Raw genomic sequence first — 17,617 nt, forward strand, 5'->3', positions numbered from 1 at the left:
TTTCTATACCATTTTAGTATCCAAACTTCTACTGAACAAAAGGCCGGTAATAGCCTGGTGATATCACCAAACCTACTACCAGCCTGTGTATACTATTTAAGTAATTTTTCAGCTGCTGCATCTAAGAATTTAACCTTAGACCAAGCCGTACCACCTTGTGCTAACGGGTCAATTGTATTGACATAAATTTCATTATTTTGTGATGCCTTTAAGCTAGTGAAAATTGGATTTTTTTGTAGCTCCTCTAACGCCTTAGGAGTATCCTTATTTTCGGATTCCTCAAATTGAAGGAAAATTGCATCTGGATTTACTTGAGCTAATGTTTCTAGCGATAATTCTGCCTGCGCTTTAGCTGTCGTCACTACCTCTGGAACTGGAGCACCTAAATCCTCATACAAAACAGGATTTAAATAAACACCAGCTGGATAAATGTACATTACACCACCGCGAACACGGATGATTAATACTTGTTTATCAGCTAATTGCTCCTTCGATTTAACCTGTGCATCAGCAACTTTTGCCTCATAGTCAGAAATGATTTTTTTAGCATCATCTTCTTTACCAGCTAGCTGTGCAAGCACTGTCAAATTTTCCTTCCAGTTTGTTGAAATATGTGAGTAAGGTATCATTGTTTGAATTTTGTTCAACTTTTCAGCCGTTTCTTTAGGGAATTTTGAAGTACCTACAATGACATCTGGATCCAAATTAAGAATGGCCTCTGCATTTGGCTCCATTTTATTTCCTACCAGTGTAGCACCTTCAAAATCAGATGCTAGATATGCTGGCACTTTGCCACCTACTTCAAGTACACCTACGGGCTTAATTCCAAGCATTGCAGCGTCTTCCATAGATTCAAGACTTGCAGCGACAATATTTTTCACTTCTACTGGAAGCTCATATTTCTCACCCAAGTACGTAATTGTCTGTGTCTTAGCTAGTTCTGTTTGTGATTCTGTTACACTTGTCTCCGTTGTATTATTTGTTGAAGTAGACTCCTCTGCCTTATCTGTTCCACATGCAGCTAATGATAGTGCTAAAAGTGCTGGTGCACACATTTTAAAATATTTATTCATAGATATTCTCTCCTAACAAGCTCATATTGATAATGATAATCATTTACATATGTATGTCAACATATAATTGATACTCATTATCATTTACGGATACTATCCTAACAAAGTGAAAATAGATTGTGAATGGACGATTTCGAAAATGACATGGACTTTTGCCGATTTATGCCATAAAAAAACTGCTCCTTTTTTATAAGAAACAGTCATTCATACATATTTGGCTTCCTCTATTTTTAACTTGCGATAGGCTGAGGGAGATAAACCCGTACACTTTTTAAATACTCTACTAAAATAAAAACAATCTACATATCCAACACATTCTGCAATTTCAGCTACAGGGATTCCACCATATTCTAGTAAGTCTTTCGCACGTCGTATACGGTATTCTGTTATATATTTGCTTGGATTCATACCTGTATGCTGCTCAAATAAATAGGCAAAACGACGCCGTTCAATGTCAAATTCACTAGAAATATTTGATACCGAAATCTGCTCCGCATAGTGCTCATGTATATACTGTAAAGCCTGCTCCATTAATTCATTGGCATTATCCAGAACCTTCACTTTTGCCGCTATAAGAATGTGTTCCAGCAAGTTCATGAATAATGTCTTGGACTTAAATACGGCCATATTACCTGGAAAGGAATAGCTTTCTACTAGCTGCTGTACCTGGGTAATAATTTGCGTATTATGTCCTGTTTTAATGAGAAAATGTTGTTCCACCAGTGGATATAATGCCGTCTCCTCCATAGGTAGATTATAGTGAACTACAGCATATTCCCAAACCTTCTGACTTGTTACGTTCACTTCAATTGGCATTTGAGGACCAGCATGCACTATTACTCCTGGCTCCATCACATATGGCGTTCCATTCAAGCTAAAGATAGCACTTCCTGCAAGCGGCACAATAATTCCACATTTTTCTGGTGCAGTAGTTCTCCCTAAATCAACCTCTCCTGGCTCCATTCTTTTGGTAAAGACATCGGTAAACTTTACAGATGCCTGTGCAAAGTAATCTATTAAATACTTGATATCCATGTGCTAGCTCCTATACATGTAAAACACTCTGAATTTGTGAAAAATGATGTAAATCATGGTCAATTAATCCGCCAAAATAATCAGCCACCGTTATGTTAGACTGCCCAATATTGAACGACTGCTGCCATTGCTCATCTGTAAATTGCTGAATGGTTTGAAGCAATTGACGTCTTGTCAAAACAAATTCAATAATCGTTTTTTCTAACTGCTGTTCACGACTTTTCTCAGCTGCCCTCGTGTTCATATTCGTGACATCTGGTCCTTTAGGTAACGATGTATTAGTAAATAAATATGGTATTCGTTGTTCTAACACAAATTTATCCCAGGGTGTAAGATGCCCTATCACCTCTGCAACTGACCATTTTCCAGATTCAATTGGCATACGCCATTGCTCCTCAGTTAAATTCCTCAAATTCTTTACCCAATGAAGAGAATGTTCATAGTGTTTAATAATCGACTTTTTGTCTCGCAGCATTGGATTTCGCCTCTTTCTTCCTTTGTATGCAGCAATCTCCCTTAGTCTTCCAAAAGATAAATAATATTTATATGTACTCAAAAATAATATATTAGATTTATAAATTAAATACCTTTACCCTAAAGCTATCCAAGTGAGGAGAGTAGCCTATCAAAAAAATTTTATGGATATTGTTCCTTGTACTCCTTAGTTTCATGGCACATTATACAAAAATCTCTTTAACCCTCGTATGCATTGGTATAATAGCTGCCTTTATCGGTACACTTGCGGGAGGTGGAGGTCTTATGACGCTACCCGCTATGATGCTGGTCGGTATTCCCATTCAAACTAGTATTGCTACAAATAAATTTTCGACCGGTATATCGGCTTTATCTAGCATTTTTTATTTACTGTATCATAAGGAGCTACATTTCAAAGTTATTTTAAAATACATAGCTATTGCTGTTATAGGAGGAGCTGGTGGTGCACTTCTAGCCGTGTCACAATCCGAACAAAATATGAATGTTACAGCCTGTATCCTACTGATTTTTGCATTAGTTGTCACTTTAAAAAACAAGGCTTGGACTGACACTGTGAATCCTACAGAGCATACAACGTCCTCCCTTTGGCAGCCATTTTTTATCGCTATGTATGATGGTGGGTTTGGTCCTGGTTCTTCAACTTTTAGTATTTTATATTATTGGCGTTGCCAACACACTTACATAAAGGCCGTACAGCTCACGCGTGCACTGCTTTTTGGAAGTTGTACTGGAGCTTTTATTGTTTTTTATCAAACAGGCTTTATTCAATGGCATTATGCAATTGCCATGGCCTTAGGCTCCATTATAGGCTCTCAATTAGGCCTCCTTGTGCTACCACACATTCCAATAAAAGTAGCCAAACGACTACTAACTGTGATTATCTCGATGTTGATTATTCAGATGGTATGGGAAATTATTTAATATATCCACTCAAATGTTCATGAATTAACTTCCATTCACCATTCATCCATGTAAAAATATTTGTCGCCCTACCGCTACCTGATACAGATTTCCCATTATGATAGCCTTCATAGTGATATGTATAAATACAGGTGGCTGTTTTTTCATCAACGGTTAGCCAAGTTATATCAGTTGCTGAATAGACCTCTTCTTGAATTACATTCCATGCGTGATTGAAGTAAGCACCAATTTCTTCTGTAGTCGTACATGTTTTATCCGAAAACCAATAGACAGCCTGTGGATGCAAAATAACCTTTACCTTATTAAAATCATGAGTATTTGTTGCTTGGATATAACGTTCTAATGCTTGTTCATATGTCATGTTCACGCCCCCTTTTTAACAATAGTATCCCAAATCTCACTTCTTATAAATAATATATTTATGGGATGTTCTCCTTTGAACAGTTCATAAAGAACACCTATAATAAGGACAAAATCACATAAAAGACGGAGGATACTATGCTAGCTACTATTGAAGAACAATCCAATCATCATGTTGCAACATTCAAACGCCAGCTCCCTCATTCAATAGATGTTGTTTGGGCAGCAATCACTGAAAATGACAAGCTGCAAAAGTGGATGAGCAATTTAGAAATCATTGATCTTCGTAAGAATGGTAAGATGCATTTTAATATGAACGATGGAACAGATGCCTATGAAACAATAGCCATTACCGATTATGCAGAAAATGAAACTCTCGAATTTGATTGGGGTACGGATACGGTACGATTCGAACTTTCTTCTAATGACGAGGGCACATTCCTCCTATTAGTAGAGACACTTCAAGAATTGACAGAGCATACGCCAAAGGATTTAGCGGGGTGGCATATATGTCTAAACTTGTTGACTGATTTGCTAGATAGAAAGGAACAACTAAATTTCCCAATGGAGAGTTGGCAACAGCGATTCCACGACTACAGTGGCCTTATTGATTCTATAAAGTAAAACAACTAAAAAAATCCTAGAGCCACAAGACTCTAGGATTTTAATTATTGGTCAAACGCTGTAGCTATTTCTATGGCCTTTAGTGGGTCTTTTATGGAATCGAGTGTATACACAAGCTTTTCATCCTGCCAAACGATTAAATTGCCTGTTTGATAAACGTCCAATTGAGCCATGCCATATTGCTTTGGAATAGGGAGCATATGACTTTTTAAATATTCTACTACTTGCTTTGCAAGCTTGACACCAGCCTCAGGATTTTCTGTTCGGGTATGTGTGGCAATTGCCCAGCGTCCTTCATTCCATCCAGTCCATAAGGAGCCTGCCCCCGCGTCTTGATAACCTTTAATATTGTCACCAAGATCCACTTTTTGTCCACCATTTTGATTAAAATTATCAAACGCTATTTGGGTGCTTGCCCCTTCTGCATTATTGTATTGCTTAACGAGCAATCGTGCTATAACGTTTGCTGATTTCTTTAATCGAATATCATTAATCGGCATACTCTCTTTACTTTCATAAAAGACAATTTCCACCTGATTCCCTTCTGTCCTTGTAGTAGCTGATAAAAAAGAATCCTGTGTAATAGGTAAAGTTGTTGGCATTTTTATGGTGAAATCAGCTTGTATTTGATCCTTGATTTGTTGCAGGACCTCTGTTTGTTCCATAGCTGTTCCATTATCATGTTGATTAGCTTGTTCGACAGGTATTTGGGTCTCACTTTCATGTGCTTGTTGATTTTCTTCCCGATTAGCACAGGCACCTATAAAGCAAATACTCAAAAAAAGGAGAACTAGCTTTCTTTTCATTGCGTGTACCTCCATCTATTAATTTCCCTCTCTCGGTATTTTTCCCTAGTGAAAACCATCTTAAACGTTATCTATTTTAGGTCGTTAATTCGCTTCGTCAGTTCATTAAATTTTTCATCAAGCATTACATAGTCCTTATCTTTAGCTGTGAGAAAGCTAAGTTTACCTAATATTTCCTGCCGCTCGGTTTCTAGCTTTAAGCGAAGTGTCACTACACCCTCGTCTTGCTTAACCTCTTTTCTCCATTTTTTCTCTATCTGTTGAGCATGAATCTCCCATACACTATTCGTTACCTTTTCTAGAAAGTAGCGATCGTGTGAGACAACAAGTAATGTCCCATTATATTGGGCAAGCGTTTGCTCTAATTGCTCACGGGAAGGCAGGTCAAGATGATTCGTTGGCTCATCTAAAATAAGAACGTTCTTGTCTGCTAATATATAAGCCATCAGTTTACATTTTACCCGCTCACCCATGCTCATCTCCCCTATAGCAGATGTCCAGTGAGTAGAAGTAAACCCTAGATTTTTCATGAGATTACGGACTTTCCCTCGCTCTTCAAACGTTTCTTGATAAAAATACTGCTCCGGTGTCTGTTCAAGAGGTAGATCAAAGACTTCTTGTGATAAATAACCAATGTTAGCAGCCGGAGATAGCCATACTCTGCCCTCTGCCTTTAATTGACCTAAGATGACTTTTAAAAAACTTGTTTTTCCACTACCATTTATTCCTGTGATGGCAATTTTATCTCCAAACTGCGCAGTGACGTTCACATCCTTAAACAACACTCTGTCATTGAAGTGTAAGGATACATTTTTGGTCTCTAAAAAGCGTTTACCGACACGTTGATGGGTGCCTAAAGAAAAGCGTATTTCTGCCTCAGGCTTTACAGCTTCCACCCTTGCCTTCTCAAGCTCTGCTTCTAATCGCTTTTTCTTGGATTTCACCTGGGAATCAAGACGCTTTGCTTTCACACGATGGTATTCCTTAAAACCTTCTAGCTTTGTAGACTGAGCATGGCCCTTTTGAGACCATGCTGTCAATTCCTGCATCTGTGCCTCAATGCGCTCAATATTTTTTTGCTGCTTGTCGTATGCACGTTGTTGTGTTAATCTTCGATGCTCTCTTTCAGCCATATAGTTTGAATAATTGCCGTTATGTTCTATAAGTCTATTGTCCTCAATCGACCAAATTTTGGTCACTACGCTATCTAAAAAGTATCGATCATGCGAGGCAACAATAACCGTTCCCCTATAGTTTTGTACTTGTTTAATCAAAAAATTGGTGCTCTGTTCATCTAAATGATTGGTTGGTTCATCCAGCATTAGAAGTTGAACTCCCTGCGAGAAACCTTCCGCCAGGCGCATTTTGAGTTTTTCCCCACCACTTAATGCTGCAAATGGCACATTCGGCACTTTCCATTTAGATAGCAAATCTGCCTCTTTAGTTGTTATTTCCATCCTATTAAAATGAGCTAATTCCTGCTCTACAAATGCCGTTTTTACAGTTTGTAGCCCCTTGATTTCTCCTGTTGTGGGCACTAACATACCTCGAATCAATTGAAGCAATGTGGATTTTCCAGCACCATTTCTACCAATAATGCCGATTACCTCACCTTGCTTTACGGTAGCAGTCACATGTTCAAATAGGAATGTATCCTTTATTTCATAACTAATATCCTGTAATTTTAAAAGCTCCTTCATAACATTCATCCTCTCCAGTAGGAGGAATCAAAAAAATCCCTCCAAGTATTTTGGAAGGATTAGTCATCGCTACATATACACAAATAAACTGTTGCAACAGCTATATTTGTTACTCCATTACTTATTTTAGACATAGTAAAATAAGCTTGCGGAATCGCTTTATATTGGCAGATTAAGACCAATACAAGTGTTATTTATGGAAAATGGGCAGACTAATCCTATTTTTATTGCTGGTGAAATTTTAATTTCATCTTTAAAAAATAAGATTAGTTATTCATTAGCCACCCATCGTCCCTTCATCTTTTATTACCGTCATTGTAACACCATTTTTTTGAAAATGAAACTTTCTTTGTGTGAGCTTTATCTAAAACATTCAAATGAACGAATTTGATTTCTTGTTATGGTACGGAAATACCAGCCATACCGATTACTCCAACGAAAACCCGCAATGAAATCTCTTCCTATAACTGTGGGGAAAAACCAAAAGCTCCTACCTGTATTCAACCAAATAAAGGTGTTTCTAAATAAGCAGGAGTGAATACCACTTGATCCTTCTCGCCGTGCGGGCACTGGCGGTGAAAAGCCTGGTGGTGCACTCATTGGCATTTGTCCAGCTGGAGCCGGACCAAAATTAGGTGGACCAAATGGCGGTGTTTCAAAATTATCATTGCCACCCCAGCCAGGTCTTCTAAAATTATCTTCTCTAAATGGATTATTGTACACACAAGCCCTCCTTTTACATAATTCAATATATGTAATAGGGCATTTAACCGTTGAGCCATTGCCCACCTAAGCGAAGATAATAACAGGCCAATTTTCCTCATCCTATAACCTTTGGCATTTCTAATAAAGTATATTTATGATTTCCAACTTTATCGCATAGGAAAAGTATTTTTTGATATGTCTTTTTATTTTCAACAACAAACTAACGGATAAGTTGCGTCTTTAGGAACGATTTTAAATACACATTTAAAACCTGAAACACTTGCAGCTCTAAGGTTTATAGCCTGTCCAAAATATAAATAAAGTAATTAATCTTTTTAATAATAAATATATATTTATTATTTGCTCCGAAAAAAAACTCTGTTTTAAAAATATACATCTCTTTCTAACGCTCCATGCTCTTACTTTCTTCACGTTTATGCACTTCAATTACTGTATGAGTAATATTTTCTTCAACGTTGGAATTTTCCGAAAAATAAATTACACTTAATAAAAAGATGGTAACGAAAGAAGTTAAAAATTTTAAATTGTTACTAGTTTTAACAGTCGTATACTTTTCCTCCATCCCTTTTAACGATATATCCATAATTTACATTATAAATAAAAAAATGTTAATAGAAAGGAGTCTAGAATCTTATGAAATTATATTTGATGATTATGTTTTGGAGTTCAATTTTGGTGTTAGCTATTCTAATTATTAAAGATTATCAAAATAATGTTAATCCGTTTACCGAACCTCTCACTGCTCTTGTGTATTTAATAATTATTTTTTGGATTATATTTTTTTCTATAATGTATTTCACAAAGTATAAGAAAATTAAAATGGATTAGAAGTTGCTACTCTTACTCTTTTTTTTATTCCCTTTCTTCTAGCCAACTATAGAAGGCTGATAGACTATCGCTTTTTTAGTAAATATAATATAAATTTCAAACAAAAAAACGTTCCCAAATAAAAGTTTGAAAACACATCAAAAAGCCACGAATGTTGAGATATCAACGTTTTCGTGACTTTTCTTATGAACATTCTTCATACATCTTTTTATGCAGGAAGCGAAAACGAGTTCATTAACGATTTTTTATCATTCTTTCTCGCCATATCATCACCCTTAACTATGTAAATTTTTATGTACAAAGCAATGCTTGAATGACCCGCAAACTATTGTGATAAATATGACAATATAATTCGCCATTCCTCAACTTTTTCGTCAAAGGATTTAATATTTTTCCCGGGTATCGGACTCGTTGATGGCATTTTTTTATAGGCTCGTCCTGCTAAAAGCTCTAATCCAATATGCTTTTTAAAAACATCGAATGCCTTCGCCCCATTAAAGAGTACTAACTTGATGTTCGGGTAGGTTTCAAAAAGGGTTTGAAAATCATTTGGCTTTTCATTACGAATCGCTGCATCCAAGCTCCCTTCTCTCTCACAGGCTTCAATTGTGTCCCAAAGACCGATTTCACGCTTTTTTAATAAAGCTATTCTCTCACAATAATCTTCAGGAACCTCGACCTGTAATAGCTGGCCAATGATAGGCCAAAAGTGATTGCGTGGATTACCATAATACTGCTGTTTTACTAATGACTGTTTTCCTGGCATGGATCCAACAATTAGCACCTTTGTGGATGAATCTACAATTGGTAATAATACATTTTTTATTTCACTAGACACAGCAATCACTCCTTTACTCTATTGTAGCGGAAACTCTGAGCCAGCAAGTATATCTTGGCTTGTTATTAATAAAGGAAGCTGTGATGAAAGATTCTTCATATATGACCGAACAATTTGATAGCCTATACAATAGCCTATCCACAGCGGAAGCTCCCCACCGTATAAGAATGGTCGATGCTTTTCCAATCCCTGCAGTTGTAGGTTTGGCAAAAACTGAGATTTCCATAGTTTGATAAGCTTCTCAAATGTATAGTTAGTTAACCATGGTGCTAGCCATCTATCTCCGTAAAGATCTTTCACAGCACATTCTGCTAAACCCTCTAATATAAGAGAATCCAATAAAGTCATTTCATCTAAGGATTTTTTAAGATAATGTAAACGGCAAACATGGTTGTATTCATGGGCGAGTAATGCTTGAAGCTCCTGTTTTTCTACTTCTCCCACAAATAAAAAAAGCGAATGAGGATAAGCCACACCATTTTTATTAGTGATATTCTGCTGCCTTGTAATTGGAAAGATATAAATAGGTATAGCTGGACCATTCCACTTCTGCTGTAGATACATAAACTCCTGCTCCACGCAGCCCCACACATTCATCTGTTTTAGTCTCTTTAAATTAATCTCTTCCTCTGGTAGGAAAAGACCTTGCTGCTGTAATTCAAAGTGTATTTCCTCTGTATATCCCTCTTGAAATAGTTTGATCAAACGATCACATAGCACCGAGCATTGTAAGCTATATAGCTCATCACTGCTCTTAGATTTTCTGGAAAATTCATACTCCTCAAGCCACTTATCTGTAGGCATAACTGCCATGTCATCACCTCTTGATAGTATATGTGATGGATAGACAATCGGCTAAAGATAAATGCATTAATTAGCATATATTAACTTGTAATGAAGTAGAAAGGAGGGATTATTGTGAATCCAACTGATGCTTACAATCTTTGTTGTAAATATCACGGTAAACGAGTTAGAATTTCGGATACATCTGGTAGAGTACATGTTGGGGAAATCACGAGGGTCGACAGAAGACAGGTATGGATTCTACCTGATAGAAGATATGGTGGTTATGGTTTAGGCTTTTGGGGATTTAGTGGAGGCGGCTTTGGCGTTGGTATTGCACTAGGGACTGTTCTAGGTATTGCACTAGCTCCAATTATTTTCTTCTAGCCTAAGCGATTTTATATATGTGAAAAACGAGCCATTTCAAACATTGTTGAGATGGCTCATTTTTCATTATTGAACTTGTTCTTGCTGCTGTTTACTTTCAATCAACTCGGATATTGTAACAAATGTGTAGCCCTGCTTCTTTAATGCCGGTATTATCTCCTCTAATGCTTTAATGGTTTGTGTACGGTTACCGCCACCATCATGAAATAATATGACATCGCCAGGCTTTGTGCCTTTCATAACCTTTTGTACAATTTTCTTTACACCGGGCTCTTTCCAATCTTGAGTATCCTGATGCCAAGACCACATCACGACCTTGTAGCCATCCTTAACAGCGGCATTTATCATAGCATCTGTGTAATTTCCACCAACAGGACGGAATAAAACTGGGGAAAATCCAGTAATACCATATATCGTGTTATTCGTCTGTCGAAGCTCTTCTTGCAATTTATTGATGGAAACTTTAAACGGATGTGTATACGTATGATTCGCTAATTCATGCCCTTCTGTATAAGTACGTAAAACAAGCTCTGGATATTTGTCAGCATTTTTTCCAATAATAAAAAAGGTAGCTTTGGCATCATATTTGGCTAATAAATCAAGCACCGCCGCTGTGTATTTGGGATGTGGTCCATCATCAAAGGTAAGTGCCACTATTTTATCCTCTGTGTTAATATCCCACACAACTTTTCCTGTTTCCTCATAATACGGACGTCCTTTATTAGCCTGGGCTTTGTATCCTACAAAAAATCCCGAGATGATTAAAACGAAAACCGTTAAAACCCTTACATATTTACGTGTCATAGCATCACCTCCCAAGTCCATATTCACAGAACTCCGTCAACTTACTATTTGCGATTTACAGTGAATTATACTTGTGAAGGATTGTCTGTTTTCCTGTTTTAATTATTTTAAAAAAATTTTATAAATTTGAACGAAATGTGAAACATCATTAATATTCCTTTATTTTTTTCTTTATTCATGTAAAATAAAATCATCACTGATATATAACAATTAATTAAATTTAATAAATGTTATGTAACACAAAAGGGGATAATATAAATGTGGATCATTACCGTATTTGAAGAAAACACGTATCGTATGTTTGAATATACTTCTAAAAGTGAAGCAACCATTGCATTAAATACATTTAAACAAACAGCTTTATTGTCTTATACCAAGTAAATGCTAAAAGGAATCTATTCGCCAAGAGTAGATTCCTTTTATTTTGATATTGGACTTCTTTTCTTTACTATTAAAAGATTTTTTATTAGAAATGTCGAACACCTTGCTAGTTATCGCCATATGTATATAGAGAAAAGGAGTGATTTCAATGGTGACAATTGAACCTATCATGATTAAGGGGCATTTCTTTACTGCAGTAGTTGTTCAATTACCTAAAACAACACTATTAACCATTTCCAATAATACAGGCTACATTATGTGCGGCGCATTAGATGTAGGTCTTTTAAATAGTCGCTTAGTGGATCGAAAAATCATTGCTGGTCGGGCAGTTGGTGTAAAAACGATTGATGAGTTATTAACAGCCCCGTTAGAATCCGTGACTTATGAAGCCGAGCAACTTGGCATTACAGAAGGTATGAGTGGTGTCGAGGCACTTTTAAAAATGATTTAATGTGTACAAAAGCGTCAGTTTTAGAACGAATAACTAGACGCTTTTCCTTTTTTTAACGCAGCATCGGTTGAATAAGCAAACTCCTACTTCCCCATACTGTGGGACAAAGGAGCGTGTTGTCATGAATAGTAATAAGCATTTTAAAATACATGTAACTTTTCTTGCCATCACTTTAATTGTTTTGATCTGGTCTGTTATTAAACCATCTTCCTACTTAGATTGGCTGGCTGAAGTTAGCCCAGGAATAGTTGCGATTATTATTGTAGTTTGTATCTATCCTAAATTTCGATTCACAACCATTTCTTACTCAATCATTGCCTTATTATCGATTCTAACATTTATTGGTGGGCATTATACGTATTCGGAGGTGCCACTATTTAATTGGATAAAAGAAGAATTTAATTTGCACCGTAATAATTACGATCGCTTCGGACATTTTTTAAAAGGCTTGCTGGCGATTGTTATAAGGGAAATTTTAATTCGAAAAACGCCTCTTACAAAAGGCGCTTGGCTATCGTTCATTTCCATTAGTATTTTACTTGCGATTGCTGCATTTTATGAAATCATTGAATGGTTAAGCACCCGAATCTCCAAGGGCAGTAAAGGGGCCAAAGACTTTTTAGGGATGCAGGGAGATCGTTGGGACGCTCAATGGGACATGTCTTTAGCGTTGCTAGGTTCTATTATTACCTTGCTTTTATTGACAAAGCTCCATGATAAATATTTAAAGAGATTAAACAAATAAAATCATTTTTTGCATACTATGATGAATAAAAAATCTTATGAAAGGTGGTATTGTATGTACTATGCTCAGCTCCATCATCAGGCATCCATTCCCCCACGTGTTATAACTGTAAGGGGCGATGGGCAGGTAAAGGCTAAGCCAAGCTCCATTCAACTTCAAATAGAAGTTCAAACGCGAGGCCAAAATGTACAAGAGCCACAGCAGGAGAATGCGGCAACTATGAATCGAGTTATTCAATCCACTACAGCCCTTGGCATTCCAAGCGAACAAATTCAAACAGCTGCCTATACAATTACCCCACTTTATCATTTTGAAGACGGCCAACAAATCTTTAATGGTTATGAAGTAACTAATGCCATTACCGTCCATGTATCAAATCCTGAACGTATTGGCTTAATCATTGATACAGCAGTAGATAATGGGGCAAATCGTATCACAAACATTCAATTCAAAGTTGACCATGTAGATGCCTATTATCAGCAAGCATTGAGTTTAGCGCTGCATAATGCTCAGGCAAAGGCGAAAACCATTGCTGAAACGATGCATTTACCTTTGCAACTACTCCCCACTGAAATTGTGGAAGAACAAGTTAATACGCCTATTCTATATCGCTCAATGGCAATTTCCTCCGATATGACACCTATTGAACAAGGGCAAATCGACATAAATGCCTCTGTCCGTGTGAACTTTCAATATTGAACGATTTGAGCCTTCAGCGAAGCAACGGCAGAAGGCTTTCCTACTGTGGATTCCATACCCGTTCTATTACGATGTTATTGTGCTTTACCTGTAATACAAAAACATCTGGATTACTTAAATCTTTCCAACATTGAAAATCAATATCTTTATTATAATGTTTCAATAATAAGGTGATGATATTGCCATGACTCACTAGTAAGGTATTTTCAACATTTCGAGCAACAGCCTCCTCTACAACATTCACAATGCGGTCCATTGCTTCTTTGCTGGATTCTCCCCCATCAAATGATAAGTCCATATCCATAAATGTTGCCTGTAATTTTTCGTACCAATCTGGCAAATCTTTTGTACTTAAAAGTCGTTCAGACAATCGATGATCTATTTCAATTTGAATACCCTTTTCTTTACTGATAGCTTCAATGGATTGGACTGCGCGTAAAAAGGGGCTTGAGAGAATTCGATGAATGGTAGTATCTTTGAAAAAATCAGCTAAGCTATCTGCTTGCCTCATGCCTGTCTGTGTTAAAGGGGCGTCAGGTGATTGCCCTTGTGCAAGACAATGTCTAATGACATAGATATTACTCATAAATGCCTCTCGTCTTGAAAAAGTAGTTTTATTAGAATAGTACGTCATTAAATAATCCCAAATCATTAATTTTCATCATTTGTCTTTTTATAAACAACCCGCTCTTTAGATAATAGCAGGGCACAAAGGATAATACATATGCCTACGAATTGTCTGATTTCCAATGTCTCTTTTAGTATAAAATAACCCAATAGTACACCTACTACAGGAACTACATAATTACTAAGAGATGCAAATAAGGCACCCTCTTTTTTTATCAATAAATTATAAAGCATGTAAACAATCCCCGAATGGAAAATCCCCAAAATGGTTACGGCAACAATCTGTATGCCACTCATATTTAGTTGGAATGGCTGTTCAAAGATCATCGCCATTGGTAATAAAATGACCGTGGCTATTCCTAAAACATTTCGCATATGTACGATAGGTGAGCCAGCCCCCAGCTTTTCCATTAATATTAATGATCGTGCAAAGCTCATTGCGGCCAAGAGCAGTAATGCATTGCCAAATACTGTACTTGAACCGTCCATCTCTTGTGTTGGCCATGAAAGAATACTGATTCCCACGAGACCTAATAAAATGCTAATGAGTTGGAACTTACTAACCTTTTTCTTAAAGAAAAAAACGACAAAAATTAACGTGATTATGGGAACCATAGCTATTACCATAGATGCATTACTACTGCTAACATATTTTTGACCTTGTGCAATCAGGACAAATGGAATTACTACTTCAAAAATGGCGATTGCCCAATAGTATTTACTATTCACCTGATTGCTGTCCTTTTTCAAAAATATGCTAATGACACTTAAACAAATGGCACCTATTAGCGCTTTCAACAACGATAAGGTTATTGCACCAACATCATTTGTCACTAGCGCTACAAAGAAAAATTGAGACCCCCATATACAGCTTATTAATAATAAGAGGCTATATTTGCTCATTTTTCGCTACCCTCTTCATGCCGAAATAATTTGTTCCTATAACCCCCATAACAATCATGACTCCCCCGATTAAATGGTACTTCTGGAAGGTTTCATGTAAAAATAAAACACCCGCAAATATAGTAATAAGCGTAGCCAAATTACTAAAAACACTCATTTTAGAGGCCTCTAATATAGATAGAGCATAATTTGATAAATAAGACGTGCCTAGCGAGGATAATAGGCCTAAATATAAAATGGCAATGATAAAGTCAACATGTAGAAATGGCTTATAAAAATCATGGATGGTGCCCTTCATCACATGATCTCCTATAGCTATCCCATTAAAAATAACAAATCCACATAACGTCATGACATAGGTTAATGTCAGTAAAGAATATTGCTTTGTAAGCCTTCTTGCAAAGACGTTATAAATTGATGCTGCAAAAGCTGAAAGCAAAATAAATCCGCTGCCAAAAATATTTCCAGTAGTAGCATTTGCCCCATTCATCATTAGCATATAAATCACACCAAGTACAGAAATCGAGATAGCAACATACTGTCCCCATGTAGCTTTTTCCTTTAACAATAAACTTGCTAGTGCTAATGTAAAAATAGGGATTGTTGCTTGAATAATTCCAGCTTCTGAGGATGAAATTCTAGCAAGCCCAAGCACTTGAAACGTGAAAAAAACTATAGGGTACAATAGGGCTAAAGGTAAAATTTTTAATAAATCCTGTTTTTTTATTGTTAGCTTATTTTTCGTAAATACTAGTAAAATAACAATGCCGATGAAAGCAACTGTAAAGCGGTGAGCTAATGTATCAATAGGGCTCGCCACCGACAAAGTAAGTTTCACACATAGGAATGAAAGTCCAATAACAAATGCATACGAAATTGCTGCTATATAGGCTTTTCTTTTTTCTAACATACGATAACGCTCCTTCTCCATCATTTCCGGCCGGTAATGTTATCGTATAAAAAAGAACACACATTGACGATATGAAAAAAACGCATCTGTACCGATACAGGTGTGCTGGAGGTTAAATATGCTTAAATATGAATGGATTTATTCACAGCTTTTGACTCAAATACAAACAGGTACTCTTCAATCAGGGGCAAAGCTCCCTTCAATACGTCAGTTATCACTACAATATTCCTGCAGTAAAAGTACTATTTTAACTTCTTTAAAAAAACTTGAGGATCAGCATCTTATCTATGCATTACCGAAAAGCGGCCACTATGTTGTTGATCATCAATTACCCCTTCAGCCACAGGTTCAAGACCATATAGATTTTGCTACCTCCTCACCTAGCTGGCATGCTTTTCCGTACCAAGACTTTCAACATTGCCTCAACAAGGCAATCGATACATACCAAGCAGACCTATTTAGATATGGGACATCACAAGGCTTACCCTCCTTAATAAAAGAGGCAAAAAAACTATTAACAAACTATCAAGTGTTCACTAAAGAAGAAAACATTTTTATCACTTCGGGCGTACAACAATCCCTGTCTTTGCTGAGTATTATGCCATTTCCAAATGGTCGCTCAACAATTTTAGTGGAGCAACCTAGTTATCATTTGTATATGGATTATTTGAAAACCTATGGAATTCCTGCCATCGGCATAAAAAGAACAACAGATGGCATTAATTTATATGAGTTAGAGCGCATTTTTAATAGTTATGACATTAAGTTTTTTTACACTATGCCTCGCTTGCACAACCCTCTAGGGACTTCTTATAGCAAACAGGAGAAAGATATGATTCGTCAACTTGCTTATCAATATCATGTATACATTGTTGAGGATGATTATTTAGCGGATTTCGAGCAAAATTCGAAAATAGATCCTATTTATACAGATGATACACAGCAACATGTCATTTATTTAAAAAGTTTCTCTAAAATCATGTTTCCGGGTTTACGTATAGGGCTAGCCGTTTTACCAGAGGTCTTCATTCAAACATTTAGGCAATTTAAAAATACAACTGATATTGATAGCTCAATGATCTCCCAGGCAGCCTTAGAGCTTTACTTAAAAAGTGGTATGTTTGAACGTTATCAAAAGAAGGTCAGCGAGTCTTATGCCATACGTGCTAACAGACTTCAACAATCTATAACAGCCCATTTAGCAAAATTTAAAGCTTCTAAGGAAATCTGTATGCATAGCCATATTATTCTACCAAGACAGGTCAATATCGATAAGCTTATCCAGCACTTGAAACAAAGCAATATACTTTTAGATTCGATTAACCGTAATTATTTAGAGGGATTTTTTCATGAGCGAATGTTGAAATTAAATGTTTCCAATGTGGAAGAGTCAAAAATTGATGTTGGTATAAAGGAAATTTCATTGTCCCTTAATGATCCTAACAATTACTTTTAAAAAAAGTCATTCATGAAACCTACTTATTTTTCATATATTTAGACATCATAAATTGGTTCAATAAG

21 protein-coding genes are annotated in these 17,617 nt (G+C 36.5%); 8 read left to right on the forward strand and 13 right to left on the reverse strand.

Annotated elements, in window-relative coordinates:
* Positions 1-92: 92 nt before the first annotated feature.
* From A2J09_RS17275 to A2J09_RS17285, 3 genes are all read right to left on the reverse strand, one after another.
* Entirely contained in the window at positions 93-1,073 is a 981-nt protein-coding gene (locus tag A2J09_RS17275) for an ABC transporter substrate-binding protein (protein ID WP_031416602.1), read from the reverse strand.
* Between the two features lie 204 nt (positions 1,074-1,277).
* Positions 1,278-2,108 carry a helix-turn-helix domain-containing protein gene (locus A2J09_RS17280; protein ID WP_012295922.1) on the reverse strand — a complete coding sequence of 277 codons (831 nt, stop codon included), beginning with the start codon at positions 2,106-2,108 and terminating at the stop codon, positions 1,278-1,280.
* 10 nt (positions 2,109-2,118) lie between these two features.
* The gene (locus A2J09_RS17285) at positions 2,119-2,583 is read right to left on the reverse strand and encodes a DinB family protein (RefSeq protein WP_012295923.1); all 465 of its coding nucleotides are present in this window, start codon (positions 2,581-2,583) and stop codon (positions 2,119-2,121) included.
* A gap of 194 nt (positions 2,584-2,777) precedes the next feature.
* On the opposite strand from A2J09_RS17285, the gene A2J09_RS17290 reads away from it, so the two are divergent.
* Positions 2,778-3,524, forward strand: a complete 747-nt coding sequence (locus A2J09_RS17290) for a sulfite exporter TauE/SafE family protein (protein WP_012295924.1) — start codon at positions 2,778-2,780, stop codon at positions 3,522-3,524.
* On the opposite strand, the gene A2J09_RS17295 is transcribed toward A2J09_RS17290, so the two are convergent.
* Positions 3,517-3,885 (reverse strand): YybH family protein, encoded by a 369-nt coding sequence (locus tag A2J09_RS17295; protein WP_012295925.1) that lies wholly within the window; start codon positions 3,883-3,885, stop codon positions 3,517-3,519. The genes A2J09_RS17290 and A2J09_RS17295 overlap by 8 nt on opposite strands.
* A gap of 137 nt (positions 3,886-4,022) precedes the next feature.
* Between A2J09_RS17295 and A2J09_RS17300 the strand changes: the two genes are divergently transcribed.
* Entirely contained in the window at positions 4,023-4,508 is a 486-nt protein-coding gene (locus A2J09_RS17300; protein ID WP_012295926.1) for an SRPBCC family protein, read from the forward strand.
* A 44-nt stretch (positions 4,509-4,552) separates the two neighbouring features.
* Here A2J09_RS17300 and A2J09_RS17305 read toward each other — a convergent pair whose 3' ends face one another.
* The 5 genes from A2J09_RS17305 to A2J09_RS17335 form a co-directional block, all read right to left on the reverse strand.
* Positions 4,553-5,314 (reverse strand): hypothetical protein, encoded by a 762-nt coding sequence (locus A2J09_RS17305; protein WP_036162400.1) that lies wholly within the window; start codon positions 5,312-5,314, stop codon positions 4,553-4,555.
* Between the two features lie 71 nt (positions 5,315-5,385).
* Entirely contained in the window at positions 5,386-7,014 is a 1,629-nt protein-coding gene (abc-f, locus tag A2J09_RS17310) for a ribosomal protection-like ABC-F family protein (protein WP_036162926.1), read from the reverse strand.
* 360 nt (positions 7,015-7,374) lie between these two features.
* Positions 7,375-7,737 (reverse strand): hypothetical protein, encoded by a 363-nt coding sequence (locus A2J09_RS17315; RefSeq protein ID WP_036162402.1) that lies wholly within the window; start codon positions 7,735-7,737, stop codon positions 7,375-7,377.
* Positions 7,738-8,893: 1,156 nt separating this feature from the next.
* A complete protein-coding gene (locus tag A2J09_RS17330; RefSeq protein ID WP_036162405.1) occupies positions 8,894-9,406 on the reverse strand; it encodes a DNA-deoxyinosine glycosylase in 513 nt (170 codons plus the stop codon).
* An 18-nt stretch (positions 9,407-9,424) separates the two neighbouring features.
* Positions 9,425-10,219, reverse strand: coding sequence for a DUF2268 domain-containing putative Zn-dependent protease (locus A2J09_RS17335; protein ID WP_012295933.1), 795 nt, complete (start codon positions 10,217-10,219; stop codon positions 9,425-9,427).
* Positions 10,220-10,324: 105 nt separating this feature from the next.
* Between A2J09_RS17335 and A2J09_RS17340 the strand changes: the two genes are divergently transcribed.
* Positions 10,325-10,576, forward strand: a complete 252-nt coding sequence (locus A2J09_RS17340) for a hypothetical protein (RefSeq protein ID WP_012295934.1) — start codon at positions 10,325-10,327, stop codon at positions 10,574-10,576.
* 66 nt (positions 10,577-10,642) lie between these two features.
* Here the strand turns inward: A2J09_RS17340 and A2J09_RS17345 are convergent, their stop codons facing one another.
* Positions 10,643-11,380, reverse strand: coding sequence for a polysaccharide deacetylase family protein (locus A2J09_RS17345; RefSeq protein ID WP_031416614.1), 738 nt, complete (start codon positions 11,378-11,380; stop codon positions 10,643-10,645).
* Positions 11,381-11,638: 258 nt separating this feature from the next.
* On the opposite strand from A2J09_RS17345, the gene A2J09_RS24480 reads away from it, so the two are divergent.
* The 4 genes from A2J09_RS24480 to A2J09_RS17360 all read left to right on the forward strand — a co-directional run bounded on the left by A2J09_RS24480 (position 11,639) and on the right by A2J09_RS17360 (position 13,656).
* Positions 11,639-11,761, forward strand: a complete 123-nt coding sequence (locus A2J09_RS24480) for a hypothetical protein (RefSeq protein WP_012295936.1) — start codon at positions 11,639-11,641, stop codon at positions 11,759-11,761.
* 148 nt (positions 11,762-11,909) lie between these two features.
* Positions 11,910-12,212 (forward strand): YunC family protein, encoded by a 303-nt coding sequence (locus A2J09_RS17350; protein WP_008175342.1) that lies wholly within the window; start codon positions 11,910-11,912, stop codon positions 12,210-12,212.
* A gap of 121 nt (positions 12,213-12,333) precedes the next feature.
* A complete protein-coding gene (locus A2J09_RS17355; RefSeq protein WP_036162408.1) occupies positions 12,334-12,957 on the forward strand; it encodes a DUF2238 domain-containing protein in 624 nt (207 codons plus the stop codon).
* 54 nt (positions 12,958-13,011) lie between these two features.
* Entirely contained in the window at positions 13,012-13,656 is a 645-nt protein-coding gene (locus A2J09_RS17360) for an SIMPL domain-containing protein (RefSeq protein ID WP_012295939.1), read from the forward strand.
* Positions 13,657-13,696: 40 nt separating this feature from the next.
* On the opposite strand, the gene A2J09_RS17365 is transcribed toward A2J09_RS17360, so the two are convergent.
* The 3 genes from A2J09_RS17365 to A2J09_RS17375 all read right to left on the reverse strand — a co-directional run bounded on the left by A2J09_RS17365 (position 13,697) and on the right by A2J09_RS17375 (position 16,096).
* Positions 13,697-14,242, reverse strand: a complete 546-nt coding sequence (locus A2J09_RS17365) for a histidine phosphatase family protein (protein WP_036162928.1) — start codon at positions 14,240-14,242, stop codon at positions 13,697-13,699.
* A gap of 65 nt (positions 14,243-14,307) precedes the next feature.
* Positions 14,308-15,186 (reverse strand): DMT family transporter, encoded by an 879-nt coding sequence (locus tag A2J09_RS17370; protein WP_012295941.1) that lies wholly within the window; start codon positions 15,184-15,186, stop codon positions 14,308-14,310.
* Positions 15,173-16,096, reverse strand: coding sequence for a DMT family transporter (locus tag A2J09_RS17375; RefSeq protein ID WP_036162410.1), 924 nt, complete (start codon positions 16,094-16,096; stop codon positions 15,173-15,175). The genes A2J09_RS17370 and A2J09_RS17375 overlap by 14 nt, the downstream gene beginning before the upstream one ends.
* Before the next feature lie 118 nt (positions 16,097-16,214).
* Between A2J09_RS17375 and A2J09_RS17380 the strand changes: the two genes are divergently transcribed.
* Positions 16,215-17,552 (forward strand): aminotransferase-like domain-containing protein, encoded by a 1,338-nt coding sequence (locus A2J09_RS17380; protein WP_012295943.1) that lies wholly within the window; start codon positions 16,215-16,217, stop codon positions 17,550-17,552.
* The last annotated feature ends 65 nt before the right edge of the window (positions 17,553-17,617 follow it).

It is taken from the genome of Lysinibacillus sphaericus (assembly GCF_001629735.1).
Taxonomy (GTDB): Bacteria; Bacillota; Bacilli; order Bacillales_A; family Planococcaceae; genus Lysinibacillus; species Lysinibacillus pinottii.